The sequence below is a fragment of the Puniceicoccus vermicola genome, assembly GCF_014230055.1.
In the GTDB taxonomy this organism is placed as follows: domain Bacteria; phylum Verrucomicrobiota; class Verrucomicrobiia; order Opitutales; family Puniceicoccaceae; genus Puniceicoccus; species Puniceicoccus vermicola.
The window spans coordinates 142,525-155,435 of sequence record NZ_JACHVA010000082.1 but is presented as its reverse complement, the minus strand read 5'-3'; the positions used below and the strand labels follow the sequence as shown (position 1 = coordinate 155,435).

12 protein-coding genes are annotated in these 12,911 nt (G+C 54.9%); 4 read left to right on the top strand and 8 right to left on the bottom strand.

Going from position 1 to position 12,911, the window contains the following annotated elements:
• The first annotated feature begins 59 nt into the window (after positions 1-59).
• Both H5P30_RS10510 and H5P30_RS10505 read left to right on the top strand, forming a co-directional pair.
• Entirely contained in the window at positions 60-707 is a 648-nt protein-coding gene (locus H5P30_RS10510; RefSeq protein WP_185692903.1) for a phosphatase PAP2 family protein, read from the top strand.
• Entirely contained in the window at positions 704-1,516 is an 813-nt protein-coding gene (locus tag H5P30_RS10505; protein ID WP_185692902.1) for a polysaccharide deacetylase family protein, read from the top strand. The genes H5P30_RS10510 and H5P30_RS10505 overlap by 4 nt, the downstream gene beginning before the upstream one ends.
• A gap of 112 nt (positions 1,517-1,628) precedes the next feature.
• On the opposite strand, the gene H5P30_RS10500 is transcribed toward H5P30_RS10505, so the two are convergent.
• The 8 genes from H5P30_RS10500 to H5P30_RS10465 form a co-directional block, all read right to left on the bottom strand.
• Positions 1,629-2,732, bottom strand: coding sequence for a Gfo/Idh/MocA family protein (locus H5P30_RS10500; protein WP_185692901.1), 1,104 nt, complete (start codon positions 2,730-2,732; stop codon positions 1,629-1,631).
• A gap of 95 nt (positions 2,733-2,827) precedes the next feature.
• Complete coding sequence (locus H5P30_RS10495) at positions 2,828-3,604, bottom strand: PEP-CTERM sorting domain-containing protein (protein ID WP_185692900.1); 777 nt, start codon at positions 3,602-3,604, stop codon at positions 2,828-2,830.
• Positions 3,605-3,880: 276 nt separating this feature from the next.
• Positions 3,881-4,309 carry a cupin domain-containing protein gene (locus H5P30_RS10490; RefSeq protein WP_185692899.1) on the bottom strand — a complete coding sequence of 143 codons (429 nt, stop codon included), beginning with the start codon at positions 4,307-4,309 and terminating at the stop codon, positions 3,881-3,883.
• 58 nt (positions 4,310-4,367) lie between these two features.
• A complete protein-coding gene (locus H5P30_RS10485; protein ID WP_185692898.1) occupies positions 4,368-5,369 on the bottom strand; it encodes an LLM class flavin-dependent oxidoreductase in 1,002 nt (333 codons plus the stop codon).
• Between the two features lie 261 nt (positions 5,370-5,630).
• Positions 5,631-6,599, bottom strand: a complete 969-nt coding sequence (locus H5P30_RS10480; RefSeq protein ID WP_185692897.1) for a mannonate dehydratase — start codon at positions 6,597-6,599, stop codon at positions 5,631-5,633.
• Positions 6,600-6,602: 3 nt separating this feature from the next.
• Positions 6,603-7,346 carry an RraA family protein gene (locus H5P30_RS10475; protein WP_185692896.1) on the bottom strand — a complete coding sequence of 248 codons (744 nt, stop codon included), beginning with the start codon at positions 7,344-7,346 and terminating at the stop codon, positions 6,603-6,605.
• Positions 7,347-7,384: 38 nt separating this feature from the next.
• Complete coding sequence (locus H5P30_RS10470) at positions 7,385-8,149, bottom strand: SDR family NAD(P)-dependent oxidoreductase (RefSeq protein WP_185692895.1); 765 nt, start codon at positions 8,147-8,149, stop codon at positions 7,385-7,387.
• Between the two features lie 11 nt (positions 8,150-8,160).
• Complete coding sequence (locus H5P30_RS10465) at positions 8,161-8,949, bottom strand: IclR family transcriptional regulator (RefSeq protein WP_185692894.1); 789 nt, start codon at positions 8,947-8,949, stop codon at positions 8,161-8,163.
• Positions 8,950-9,338: 389 nt separating this feature from the next.
• Here H5P30_RS10465 and H5P30_RS10460 point away from each other — a divergent pair, with 389 nt between their 5' ends.
• Together H5P30_RS10460 and H5P30_RS10455 are read left to right on the top strand one after the other, a co-directional pair.
• Positions 9,339-11,192, top strand: a complete 1,854-nt coding sequence (locus H5P30_RS10460) for an ABC transporter ATP-binding protein (protein WP_185692893.1) — start codon at positions 9,339-9,341, stop codon at positions 11,190-11,192.
• 391 nt (positions 11,193-11,583) lie between these two features.
• Entirely contained in the window at positions 11,584-12,744 is a 1,161-nt protein-coding gene (locus tag H5P30_RS10455; RefSeq protein WP_185692892.1) for a Gfo/Idh/MocA family protein, read from the top strand.
• Positions 12,745-12,911 lie beyond the last annotated feature (167 nt).

The window sequence follows — 12,911 nt, the reverse complement described above, 5'->3', positions numbered from 1 at the left end:
TTTCCCGAACGGCCGGAAACCTTCTTGCCTGACACCGCGATATCCCCCCTTCTTTCCTTATGGAATCCGTCAAATGGAAGCAGCGTTTCACCAGGCTCATGCTCTGGAAGGCGCTAGGAACTTCTCTCGCGATCTTCCTCTTTTTTGTCGCCTACTTCTATCTCCTGGATCATCCGGCCTACCCAGTCCGGGAGGCCCCTCTACTGCCGATTGACGGGAAACTCCCGATTCTCGACTGGAGCGCCTTGGTCTATTTCTCTCTCTGGATCTATATCTCCCTTCCGGCGGGCTTCATGATCAATCTGCGGGCAATGAGCCATTATCTGCTGGGGGCGACGGTCATGGCCCTCGTCGGCCTCAGTTTCTTCTATTTTTTCCCGACCTCAGTCCCCAACACGCCAGCGGACTGGACTCATTATCCGCTGCTCGAATTCCTCAAATCGAAGGACCACTCTGGCAATGCTTGTCCGTCTCTGCACGTGGCCTATGCGGTCTTTGCCGCATCCTGGCTCCACGAAATTCTCCGAATTTCCGGCACTGGCCCCATTCCAAAAGGAATCAACATCATCTGGTGCGTGGCGATTGTCCTCTCCACCCTCACCACCCGACAACATGTCTGGATCGATGTATTGTCTGGAATATTCCTGGCTCTCGTCGTTTCTCCTCTCAATTTGTGGTGGGCACACAGGAGAAAGGTGATTCTGTGAAACCCTGGCTCCTCATTCAGACCCTCGCCATCAAGATCTTAGCGATTTGCCTGATTTTAGAGGGGACTTTCACCATCACCGGATGGCTTCTTTTTTTCGGGGCTGGTGGGTTCGTCGTCCTCCATCTGCTCCATCCCCGACTGCAGGGGCTCTGCGATGTCACGTCCCGCTTTATCACCGACGCACCCGAAGTGTGGCTGACGATCGACGATGGTCCCTCTCCGGAAGACACGCCTCAGATCCTGGACCTACTCGATAAATACAACGCCAAGGCCACTTTCTTCGTGGTCGGGGAACCGGCCGAAAGCCATCCTGAACTGATCCGGCAAGTGCTAGCCCGTGGTCACGAAATCGGCACGCACACCTATACGCATCCAGTCGCCAGTTTCTGGTTTGCAGGAGCGTCTCGGACTCAGAGCGAGGTGGAAAAATGCCACAAACTTCTCCAAGGCCTGGGAGCGAACCTTCGTTGGTTTCGCGCTCCTGTAGGCATCAAAAATTTCTGGCTTCGGCGCACTCTTCGTGAACATGGGCTCCACTGTGTGTCTTGGTCCATTCGTAGCGGCGATAGCTTTTCTCGTTCTCCCGAATCGGTAACCTCGCGCATCCTTTCCAAACTGCGGCCAGGAGCGATCCTACTCTTGCACGAAGGTTCTTCCCTCACAGAATCGATTCGAGTTCACGCCATCGCCCAAGTCCTTCAGGCCCTGCAAGAGCGCGGCTATCGCTGTGTCCTGCCTGGTGAGCGAGCCGTAAATCGGCTCTCGACGAACGGTCTTCGCATCCGAGCAGGAAGCAACCAAGCCTGAAACTGAGATCCATCCTCTTGGAGAATCGCAGTTTCAAGAACCCCCGGAAATCCAGCGGACCAACTTTCCAGCAGAGTCCGATTCAAACTTCGAGCTAAGCCTAGCTCTGGATCTAGCCTCCTAGCTCGATCCAGTCCCCTTTCTGAGCCGACTCGTAACAGGATTTGATAAATCGTACGGCGGCGAGACCGTCTTCCGCAGTCACAGTTGGCTTCGCCCCCGAATGGATACACTCGACGAACTCCCGAAACTGCTCCCGGTGCGCATCGCCCCATTTCCATACGGAATCACTGGGCTTCTCCGCTTCATTCGTGGCTGAGCGGGTTCCCCCGGTTGCGACTTGAACCGCATGGGCATTGGCCCCGTCTCCGCGGATCGTCTCCTCACCCTGAATGGCCAAGGTTTCCAATTCATCCCCTTCAATGACCGCTGAACCCGTCGTGCCAAACAATCCCAAGGAAATGGGATAACCTGGGTAGAGCGCCGTGGAGGCGATGAGGGATCCCATCATCCCAGACGCAAATTCAACCTGAACCGTGATCAAGTCTTCGACCTCAATCCTTTCGTGAGCTACGGTTTTCATCCGGGCAAACACCCGCTTTACCGGTCCGGCGAGCCAAAGCATCAGATCGACGGTGTGAATCCCTTGATTCATGAGGCATCCGCCCCCATCGAGTTCCCAAGTGCCCCGCCAGTCGCCGGAGTCATAGTATTCCTGCGTTCGATACCACGGGATCCGGGCTTCGGCAAAAACCAGGTCTCCCAATTTCCTCTCGACGATCGCCTGACTTACAGTTTTGGAAGCTGGATCGAAGCGATGCTGCGAGATTACGGCAAACTGCTTGCCCGACCGATCCGCCGCAGCTTTCAACTTTTCACAAGCCTCCACCGTCACATCCATCGGCTTCTCCACGACCACGTGCTTTCCCGCCTCAAGAGCCTCAACCGCCTGACCCGCATGGACGCCGGACGGCGTGCAAAAGGTAATCGCATCAATCTCCGGATCTCCACAAGCGGTCTCAAACTCAATCGATTCCAAACCAAACTCTTGGGCCAAGGCTTCTGCCCGCTCAGGAATCCGGTCGCAGATGCAGACCAACTCAGCCAGAGGAGAAAGCTCCCGCAACGCTTTGATCTGGGTTTTGGCAATCGATCCGCAGCCCACGAGAGCGAAGCGGATGGTCTTGTTCGATTCAACGACAGTCTTTTGGGCCATAAACCCGCAACTGTAGGCTGGTTCGTTCCTTCAAATCAATCTGGAAGCTCTCAAACCCGCACGAAGAATACAAAATCTGCGTCAAAGATCCAAACCTAAGCGCGAGGCCCTCTCCGTCTCCGAGCGGAGACGAAATAGGCCAAAGTGAAACCGAGAATCCAAAGGCCTGCCGAGCTGGGTTCGGGAACGGCTGATACTGCCGCACCACTCAGAAGAATATGCGCGTTACCTCCACCCGAATCGGTATTGACGACATCGACAATCAATTCATCGCCGGCTTGATCGGGAGTCACCGTCAACCGATAAAGAAAAATCGCCTTAGTCCCCGTCCCAGCGGTAATCTCTGAGTTCACGAAAGTAGGGTTCTCTTTCCCCTTAAACTTAGCACTCAAAGTACCCACAGAAACATTATAGGCCCCCGTCCAGAGATAAATCTCGTAGGTCCGCACCTCCACTAGAATGATCGCTAAACTGACTCCCGAACCATCGCTAGTCAGACTTTTGCTAAACAGCCCGCTCGGTTGTTGAACCGTTCCTGAAACCGGACTCGTTCCATTCGTAAACGAATAAGAGGCAGCGGGCTTTGTCGATGCTTTTGAACCGCGAAGGCTTCCCGAACCAATGACCGAAATATCGCCGATCATGCTGCCTCCGTTCATTTCATTAGTCGGCGATCCGGACGCTAACGAACTGGCGGTCGTATTCCAATAAGCCCAATCTGAGGTTCCATACTCAGAAAGATCAAAAACCGTATTCTCCCGGTAGGGAGAGCCGTTCACCAGTTCTCCAACCAATACTGCCGCATGAGAAACGGTTCCGACGGCGAGAAAGAGTGCTGATGAAAGAAAGAGCGGGTAACTTCGAATATTCATAGAAAACTACAGCGGGGTGAACGATAATGATCCTGAAACAGATGAAGAAATTGGACAAGAGAAAATAGTCAGATCTCCCTCTCACTAAACAAGTTGCACTAAAAATAGAAAACACCCGTATATTCTCCCCAGTGCCCCTCATCCGTAAACCTGCGAATCTGGTCTCGTGGTTTTAATGAATGACCCGAATGGGCGCAGCCGATCTCCATGGCATCAATGGATGCTTATGAGAGAGGTTGAAGGCTTCGCATTTCTGCCAATGCGTAAACCCCGATCCTACTTCTGCTCCCTCAGAACCGCCAAAGGCTGACCTTTCACCCCGGCATAAACGACTACAATCTCCGCCGGAACGTCTCCGTCGTTACGCCCGTAGTGCCAGGCATTGACGAGCTCGATCAACGCGTCCCCCTCCTCCAGGAGCTTCTCGTCGCCGGTCTCCGAGATCACCGTGAGCGTCCCTTTGACCAACACACCGGCATTGATTGCCGGATGCTTGTGCATAGGCAACTGGGAATTCGGCGGAATGATGAAGCGGACAACACTAATCTGCGGTTCCTCGGTTGGATATGCGGGGAGTGATTGCCCATCCCAGGATTCCGAGGATTGCACGAGAACCTCTTTTTGAATGGCAGGTTCAACCGAATGAGACTCCTCCCCATGAAGGAGAGAAGCAAGACAGGCGAGAAGGACTGAGTACTTGAGCATGGTGCCCCGATACCTAAACAGAGCCCGCCGAGAGACAACCCTCTTTGCTTCCGATGCTTTATGCGGCAACCGTCAGTCCGGCCAAAACATCTGCCGCGATTTGAAAGGAGCGAACCCGCCGTTCATGATCGTAGGCTTGGGCGGTGGCGACAATTTCATCCGCCTGCGTATCTTCGAGAATGGACACGAGCTGATCGCGAACTTCGTCGGCGACGCCGACGGCGGAATAACGCGTCATCCGCCTCACTTCGGCCTCCTCCCACTTTGCCCATCCAAGCTGATCCGGTGGAGGGGCCATCTCTTGGCGTCGTCCGCGAACCATGTTCAGAAACTGTTGGTGCAGCCCTCGCTCCAAACGCTCCGCTTCGGCACGTTCGTCAGCCGCCAGAATATTGACGGCCACCATGACATACGGCGTAGAGCACTGATCCGAGGACTCGAAATATTTCCGATAGAGCCTCAAGGCTTCTCCGAGGTGGTCCGGCGCGAAATGGGAGGCAAACGCGAAAGGAAGACCCAATTTCGCCGCGAGTTGCGCGCTGTAGGTGCTCGAACCGAGCAAATAGAGAGGCACCTTTGTCCCCTCTCCCGGTATCGCATGCACTTCCTGTCCAGCGACCCGATCTCCCAAGTAGCCCTGCAATTCCTGGACCGAATGGGGAAAATGATCGACGTTATCGCGGTTGCGTCTCATCGCACGCATCGTCGGAGTATCTCCACCCGGTGCGCGCCCCAAGCCCAAATCGATTCTTCCCGGAAAAAGGGATTCGAGCGTCCCAAATTGTTCGGCGATCAACAAGGGAGCATGGTTCGGCAACATCACTCCTCCGGAGCCAATGCGAATCTTCTCCGTCCCCCCGGCAAGGTAGGTCATCAACACAGAGGTCGCCGCACAGGCCACCCCGGGGATGTTATGGTGCTCGGCCACCCAGAACCGTGAATATCCCGATGCCTCCGCATGCCGGGCCAAATCCAAAGCATTCCGAAAAGAGTCCGAGGCAGACCCGCCCTGAATCACAGGAACTAGATCGAGAAGAGAATACTGAAGGTGTTGCGTCATAAGCTATATAGTTCGATACAAATCGAACATAACGATCGACCATGAATACGCAAACGACGCGCCGTCTTTTAAAAACCTCAGCCCCCAAAAAATCCATCATCTGCCACTAGGCGGAAGGCAACTCTCCCCCGCTGCTATGCGGGATAAAAATCCAGATCCAGCCAGAATCCCAAAAACCGGGCGCAGAAGAGTGCCCCGAAGGATCCCTTCTCTCCGCCGAATTTAGACGTTCGAGGAGGCCTTTTCTCCCGCTGACGCGTTCTAGCGATATGGGATCCGGTGGGTGTCCAGAATTCCCTTCAGATAGCCAAGGGCAAATAATCGCCCCAACACCGCGTAGCCGTGATTGCGGTTGTCCTCGCCCTCCATGGTTGGGACATGGTCGACCCGGATCGGCGCGTCGAGACCCGCTGCGGCGTAAAGGCGAATCACTTCGGCCATGTCGGTCGGACCGTTGTCGTGAAAGGTCTCTTCAAAGTCTTCAGCCGAACCCTTCACATCCCGAAAGTGGATGAACTTGATTCGAGATGCGAACCGCTCGATACACTTGGGAAGGTCAGCCCCCATCGCGACGAAATTGGCCTGACAAAAGGTAATTCCGTGCGAGGGACTGTCACTCAACTCCATCGCCTTCGCAAATCCATCGGGAGAAGAGAAGATCCTACCCACTCCACGAAGTGGACTCAGGGGAGGATCGTCAGGATGCAAGCCCATGGAGACGCCTGCCGCTTCCGCAGTAGGCATCACTGCCTTAATAAAATAGCGATAATTCTCCCAGAGCTTCTCCTCGGTGACCTGATCTTCTTGGGGTACGTCGCCAGGTTCCACTTCAGACAGAACGAAGCGGTTCGTCCAGGCTCCCCCGCGGGCCGGAACTTTCACCTGAGTCCGAAACCATCCGATTGTCGCCATGAAGTTGTAGCAAAGCAGAGAAATTCCCAGCTCACCCATATTCCGCAGCATCTGGCAGTATTTCTCCAAGTCCTCATCGCGTCCCTCCCGGCCCAGCTTGATGCGCTGCATGTCAAACTGGTCGCCCTCCATTCCGATAAGCTGAAAACCTGCGTCGGCAAAACGCTTCTGCACGGTTCGCAGGGCATCGAGGTCATCGGGAGCCTGAAGACCAGTTAGCTCCGGGGCCGCTTTAACAATCGCATGAGTCACCCCAACCTGCTGGGCTAATTTCCAGGAACGGTCCGGTTCAGCGGGTAGAAAATCAGCGAGGATCATGGCTTAAAAATAGCCGCCCTTCTCGGTAATCTCCTGGATGCTTTGCCCTTCGGCCACCCAGCCAAAAATCTCCTTCTCGTTCCGCTTAATCTCCTCGGCCCGCAATAGGACGTCGTAAGCGATTTTGCGGGGAACCACGAGAACGCCGTCGATATCCCCGAGAACCACGTCGCCAGGTTGCACGTCGACATCACCAATTTTGATCGGAATCTGGTAGTGGGTGATCAAGCACCGACCGAGGCTCCCATTGGAAATGCGATACTTGTAAAAGACCGGAAAGTCCGCTTCGAGAATTTGATGCGTATCGCGGATCCCTCCATCGATGCAGGCAGCTTTCACTTTTAAGCCCTTGGCGGTGGCGGTCATCACCCCACCCCAGAGAGTCGCTTTTTCATCCTTGGTCGTATCCCAAACCACAAATGCGTCCTCGCCCAGCTCCCCAAGCATCTCGGTGCGGTAGGTCATCTCCCCGGTGATTTTCACATTGGGGGCGCTCTTCACCGTGAAGGCCAACCCCGCGACGGTTCGGTATTCACGGAGTGGCACAATATGACCCGGCAGGGCCTGGTCGAGGAGACAAAATTCACGCAGCACATCGTTAACGGCTCCGGTGTAGAGGTCTTCAAAACGGGCCAAGAGCTCTTTGGCGGGGATCGGAAATGGCTCAATCGTCACCAACTCGCGATCTTCGATCAACTTCTCGAGATTCATCATCTCGACTTCTTTTTTGTAGTCATTCACGGACATAATTTTCCTGGGTCGTAAATTTCGGATTTAAAGAAGACTTAGAGGGACATCCCTCCGTCGGCATAAATATTTTGGCCGGTGATGTAACGGCCGGCATCGGAACAGAGAAGCTGGGCGATGCCGACACAGTCCTCCGACTCACCGAAGAAGCGTACCGGGATCTTTTCCAGAACCTGCTTCTCGTATTCGGCGTTTGAGAGCGCTTCCGTATTGCGATCCGTGAGGATCACTCCCGGCGCCAAATTGTTCACGGTAATGCCGGATGGAGCCAATTCTTTGGCCAAACTTGTCACCAAACTCATCTGGGCACACTTCGAAGCCGCATAGGGCAACATCATCGGATGCGGATTCGATTGTTGCACACTCCCAACTGCAAGAATCCGTCCCCAGCCGCGTTCTTCCATACCGGGAACAAGGGTCTGAAGGAGCTCGAGGGAGGACTGAAAATTGGTCCGCATCTGAAGCGCCGAGTCTTCCGCAGTGTGCTCTTTCCAATCCTTCTTGATCTGGATCGAGGCATTCAAGACGACGACATCAACCGTCCCCACCTCTTCGAGAACCCTCTTCGCCAAGGCTGCTCCAGCCCCATCCCCACTCAAGTCTCCCGCAATAAAAGAGGCTTTGCCCCCGAGGGCCGAGATCTCATCGATCACCCCTTGCACATTGTCCGACCTGCGGATCCCGTGGAGGACCAATCGGGCACCACACTGGGCCAGTCCGATCGCAATCGCCCGGCCGATTCCACGGGAAGATCCGGTTACGAGGGCCGTACGCCCTTCCAATGAAAATGAGGTATTCTTCATATCTGTTATGCTTAGGCTACCGCCTTGTTTCCCAGAGCCTCGGAGCACTCCCGCGCACATTGGAGGACGAGGGTTTCCAATTCCTCCCGCTTCCCCTCCATAAAATCCGCCTCCCAACCGATCAAGGAAAGCGCGGCAAAATAGGAGTCATTCTGATTCTGGATCGGAGCCGAAATTCCAAAGACCGATGGCTGGTACAGTCCGGGATCACTGCAAAAGCCTTGCGAACGCACCGATTGGACCCGCTGCCAAACGTCCTCTGGCTGCTGATAAGTCCATACTTCGTCAGAACTCTCTTCGACGATTCGCTGAATTTCCTCATCTTCCAATCCTGCCAGCAGACAGGCACCACTCGATCCGTAAGATAGCGAGAAGGATCCCCCCAGCTTGAAACTCGGAGCCAACGGCCGAGGTGACTCCACACGATAGACGGTGGAGGCTGAATCACCCTCTTTCACCGAAATCTTGGCAGTCAACCCAGTCTGCGACACCAACCCGCGGAGTGGCGCGCCCAAGCTCTCAAAGAGTCGCTGATAGTCGGAAAGGGGCTTTAAGAGAGGCAAGATCCCCGCCGAAAAGGTAAAGTTTCCATTGGGCGTCAATCGCAACCAGTTCCGACCGACCAGGGTTTGGAGAATCCGGTAACAGGTCGAAGGTGAAATATCCAATTTCCGCGCCAGCTGCGCACTACTCCACGACTCGTCACTCTCCGCGAGAACGGTCAGCAGCTTCATCGATTTATCGACAGCGGGAATCGTATTACGCTTTTCCATTTCATATTTGAAATTAATTTTTCTCATTTGAATGTAAAGAGGAAATTTCGCTTCTCACCTATCTCCCTCCCAGTAGTTTCCAAGACCCAACGAAAGGGAGAAACCGAAAATGGAACTCGATATCTACGGTAGGTGGGTTGCTTCAGCGCCCACCCAGTGCGTAAGCCCCTCCCGCAGTCGGCCACGACTCTCAAGCCATCCCGTGCCGAGAGAAAGCGGAACCACTCACCCACCGCTCCTCGACCAAGAAGTTCCTCAGATCTTAAACCCGCCCAGCCGCGAGCGCCAAGCCCACCATCAACGCCCTTCTTCCGGTAAAAGATTGGAGAGGATCCGCGAGGAAATGCCTCCACAGAAAATCCCGTTGGATTGAGACTTTACGCGAGGGGGTTGGACCGTGAAGATGATCGCTTCCGATGAAAGAATTCTGGCCGTATCTCAAAATGCTTCGTCCGGTGAAGTGGCACTTTACCGGGGCGATTTTTGCTGGAATCATCTACGGTCTGGCCAGTGGGTTCGGACTGCCCTTCGTCACCAGCGAGGTCTTCCCGATCATTTTCAACCAAGCGGAATACGCCCATTTTTCCAAGGAAGCCCGGGATGTCCTGACCCACGAGCAAATGCAGCAGATGACCGATGAGATGGGAGAAGTCATCACCACCGAGCAGCGCAAAGAGCTAGGGTGGGACAAGGACCAAGGGACGTCCTTCTGGATTCTCATCCTTGCCGTCGCCATCCTCCCCGCTTCCTTTGCAGTCCGTGGACTCAGTGCCTTTGCCAATACCTACCTGATCAATTACTGCGGCGTCCGGGTCCTCGAGAAGATACGCTGTATGATCTTTTCCAAGCTCCAGGTTCTGCCTCTCTCTTTCTTCCAGAAGAACCAGAGCGGAGAGCTCGTAAGCCGAGTCGTCGTCGATACGACTCAGCTCCAGAATGGGATCATATTCGTTGCCAACGACCTCGTTAAGCAGCCGGTCACCTTCGTCGGGGCCATCGGGGCGCTGATCTACCTCTCCCTCAGGGAAAGCGATCTGGCCTTCATTCTTCTTTGCCTCCTGACCATTCCCGTCGCTGTTCTCCCCATTCGCTACGTTGGCCGCAAGATGCTCAAGAAAGCCCGGCTCATGCAGGATGAATCCGGAGATTTGACGGGCATCCTCAGCGAGAACCTTTCCGCCCCCCGCGAAGTTCGCGCCTTCAACTTGAAGGAACGGGAAGAAAAACGATTCTTCAATTCCGTCCGGCGCCTCTTCGCCCACCAGATGAAGGTCGTCAAATATGCGAATATGCTCTCGCCGTTAATCGAGTTCATCTCAGCGGTAGGCATCGCGATTGCCATCTACTTCGCGGCTCGGCGTGGGGTGACCCTGGAACAGATCGTCCCCCTCATTTTCGCGCTCTATATGTCCTACGAGCCCGTGAAAAAGCTCGGCATGATCCACAACCGCGTTAGCCAGGCCACTGCCTCCCTCGAGCGCATCGAGTATATCCTCGACGCCCCGATTGAGGTTCCCGAACCGGAAGATCCCAAACCGTTCCACATTGACGTAGGAGCCATCCAATTCGACCACGTCTCCTTTAGCTACGACAAGTCTCCGACCCTGAAGAATGTGGACTTGACCATCGAAGGCGGCCAAGTCGTCGCCCTCGTCGGCCCCAGTGGCGCCGGAAAATCGACCTTCGCCAACCTCGTTAGCCGTTTCTACGACGTCCAAGGGGGCGCTCTTCGGATCGACGGACGCGACATCCGCGAGGTCGAAAAGAAAGCTCTCTACGACTCGATCGCACTGGTCTCTCAGGATCCGGTCCTCTTCAACGACACCGTCATCGAGAACATTCGCATTGGCCGTCTCGATGCCACCCGCGAGGAGATCGAAGAAGCCGCCCGCAACGCCTTTGCCCACGAGTTCATCGTCGATCTCGACAACGGCTACGAGACCATTGTCGGCGAGAAAGGCACCCGCCTCTCCGGCGGTCAAAAGCAACGCATCGCCCTCGCCCGCGCCTTCCTCCGCAACGCTCCGATTTTGATCCTCGACGAAGCCACCTCCGCCCTCGACACCGAGAGCGAACAGAAGATCCAGCAAGCCCTCGACAAACTTCTCCCCGGCAAGACCGCCATCGTCATCGCCCACCGCTTCAGCACCATCCGCAGCGCCGAGCGAGTCCTCGTCTTCGACGATGGACGAATCATCGCCGACGGCCCTCACAGCGAAGTTTACCAGACCTGCCCCCTCTACAAAGATCTGTACGACAAGCAGGCGTAAGGCCCTCGTCAGGTAGCGAGCCATGGCCTCATGGCTCATCCCGGGAACAAAGGGACCAGGTTACCTATATTCAGACTTGGCTGCGGGTTGAGCCAACCCGCGCTACCTTGATGATCCTCCATAATCGGGTCTGTTGTTCCGACTTCAGAGAGGTTGCCAGTTTCCGGTTTCCGGTTATCGGTTATCGGTTATCGGTTCTGTAAGGCAGAATAAGATGTCTTCCAAATCCCCACTCCCCGCTCCTCTCCCTCCTTTCCCCTACCCCAATATCGACTCAATGAGTCATTTTAGCCATATTTCGACCTTGAGATACATTTCCGCCTACAATACCAATCGACTGAATCCCAACTCATAAATCTTTTCCCTCTAGAAAAACCTTTCCTCCCATCCCATGAAAAAAGAACTCAGAATCGGTGTAATCGGCGTTAGCGGGCGCGGCAAACTTGCGCGACTTGCGCACAAACCTGGCGAAGGCTCGCGAATCGTTGCCGGCGCGGATCCCCACCCTCCCTTTCTCAAAGAATTCGAGGAAGCCACCAATGCCGAGTTTCTTACCCACGACTATCGGGAACTGGCAGCCCGCGAGGACATTGATGCGGTTTTCGTTTCCTCTCCCGACTATCTTCACGAGGAACACACCGTAGCCTGCCTGGAAGCCGGAAAATCCGTCTACTTGGAAAAGCCAATGGCGATTACCGTAGCCGGATGCGACCGAATCCTTGAAGCCGCCCGAAAATCGAACGCCAAATTGTATCTCGGCCATAACATGCGTCACATGCCCTTCGTCCTCCAGATGAAGAAGATCATCGACGATGGACTCATTGGAGAAGTCAAAGCAGGTTGGTGTCGGCATTTCGTGGGTTGGGGTGGCGACTATTACTTTAAAGACTGGCACGCCGACCGTCGGAACACCACGGGACTGCTCCTGCAGAAAGGATCCCACGATATCGACATTTTGCACTGGCTCTGCGGCGGATATTCCAAACGCGTTTCGGCCATGGGCGGATTGACTCTGTACGATCAGATTGAGGACCGCGATTCCTCTCCCGAACCTGGCAAACGCGACTGGTCTGAAGAGAACTGGCCTCCACTCAGCCAAAAAGGTCTTCATCCGATCATTGATGTCGAGGACATCAGCATGGTCCAAATGGAACTCAATAACGGAGTGTTTTGTAGCTACCAACAATGCCACTACACGCCCGACTACTGGCGCAACTACACGATCATCGGAACCGAAGGACGAATCGAAAATTTCGGAGACGTGGGAGAAGGCACGGTTATCAAACTGTGGAAGAAACGTTCTGAATATAACGCGGAAGCCGACGAGCAATTCGGCATCGCCGAAGCCTCAGGATCCCACGGAGGAGCCGACCCGCAAATTGTTCAGGAGTTTCTCGATTTCGCCCGGGACGGAAGTAAAGCAACGACCTCTCCAGTCGCCGCACGATACAGTGTTGCTGCGGCTTGCGAAGCCACCGATTCGATCCGTAACGGCTCCGCTCCTCGCGACGTGAAGCCGCTCCCACCGGAACTCGTCGCATACTTCGAATAGCCTCGGTAGCGCCCTTGAGGCGCAAGCAACGCGCACAGGCATTCCTCCCGGACTTAGCCCTGTGGGCTGGCGCGAAAACTCCGATTCAGCTGGCGGATTGAAATCTGCGGTCCCCCGCCCATTAGAAGGTGTTCACTAAGAACATTCCTTCGTTGTTGACGGATTCG

Coding starts and splice junctions, on each gene's coding strand:
- H5P30_RS10510 (WP_185692903.1), top strand. CDS start 60: ATGGAATCCGTCAAATGGAAGCAGCGTTTCACCAGGCTCATGCTCTGG.
- H5P30_RS10500 (WP_185692901.1), bottom strand. CDS start 2,732: ATGGCCCAAAAGACTGTCGTTGAATCGAACAAGACCATCCGCTTCGCT.
- H5P30_RS10495 (WP_185692900.1), bottom strand. CDS start 3,604: ATGAATATTCGAAGTTACCCGCTCTTTCTTTCATCAGCACTCTTTCTC.
- H5P30_RS10490 (WP_185692899.1), bottom strand. CDS start 4,309: ATGCTCAAGTACTCAGTCCTTCTCGCCTGTCTTGCTTCTCTCCTTCAT.
- H5P30_RS10485 (WP_185692898.1), bottom strand. CDS start 5,369: ATGACGCAACACCTTCAGTATTCTCTTCTCGATCTAGTTCCTGTGATT.
- H5P30_RS10480 (WP_185692897.1), bottom strand. CDS start 6,599: ATGATCCTCGCTGATTTTCTACCCGCTGAACCGGACCGTTCCTGGAAA.
- H5P30_RS10475 (WP_185692896.1), bottom strand. CDS start 7,346: ATGTCCGTGAATGACTACAAAAAAGAAGTCGAGATGATGAATCTCGAG.
- H5P30_RS10470 (WP_185692895.1), bottom strand. CDS start 8,149: ATGAAGAATACCTCATTTTCATTGGAAGGGCGTACGGCCCTCGTAACC.
- H5P30_RS10465 (WP_185692894.1), bottom strand. CDS start 8,949: ATGAGAAAAATTAATTTCAAATATGAAATGGAAAAGCGTAATACGATT.
- H5P30_RS10460 (WP_185692893.1), top strand. CDS start 9,339: ATGAAAGAATTCTGGCCGTATCTCAAAATGCTTCGTCCGGTGAAGTGG.
- H5P30_RS10455 (WP_185692892.1), top strand. CDS start 11,584: ATGAAAAAAGAACTCAGAATCGGTGTAATCGGCGTTAGCGGGCGCGGC.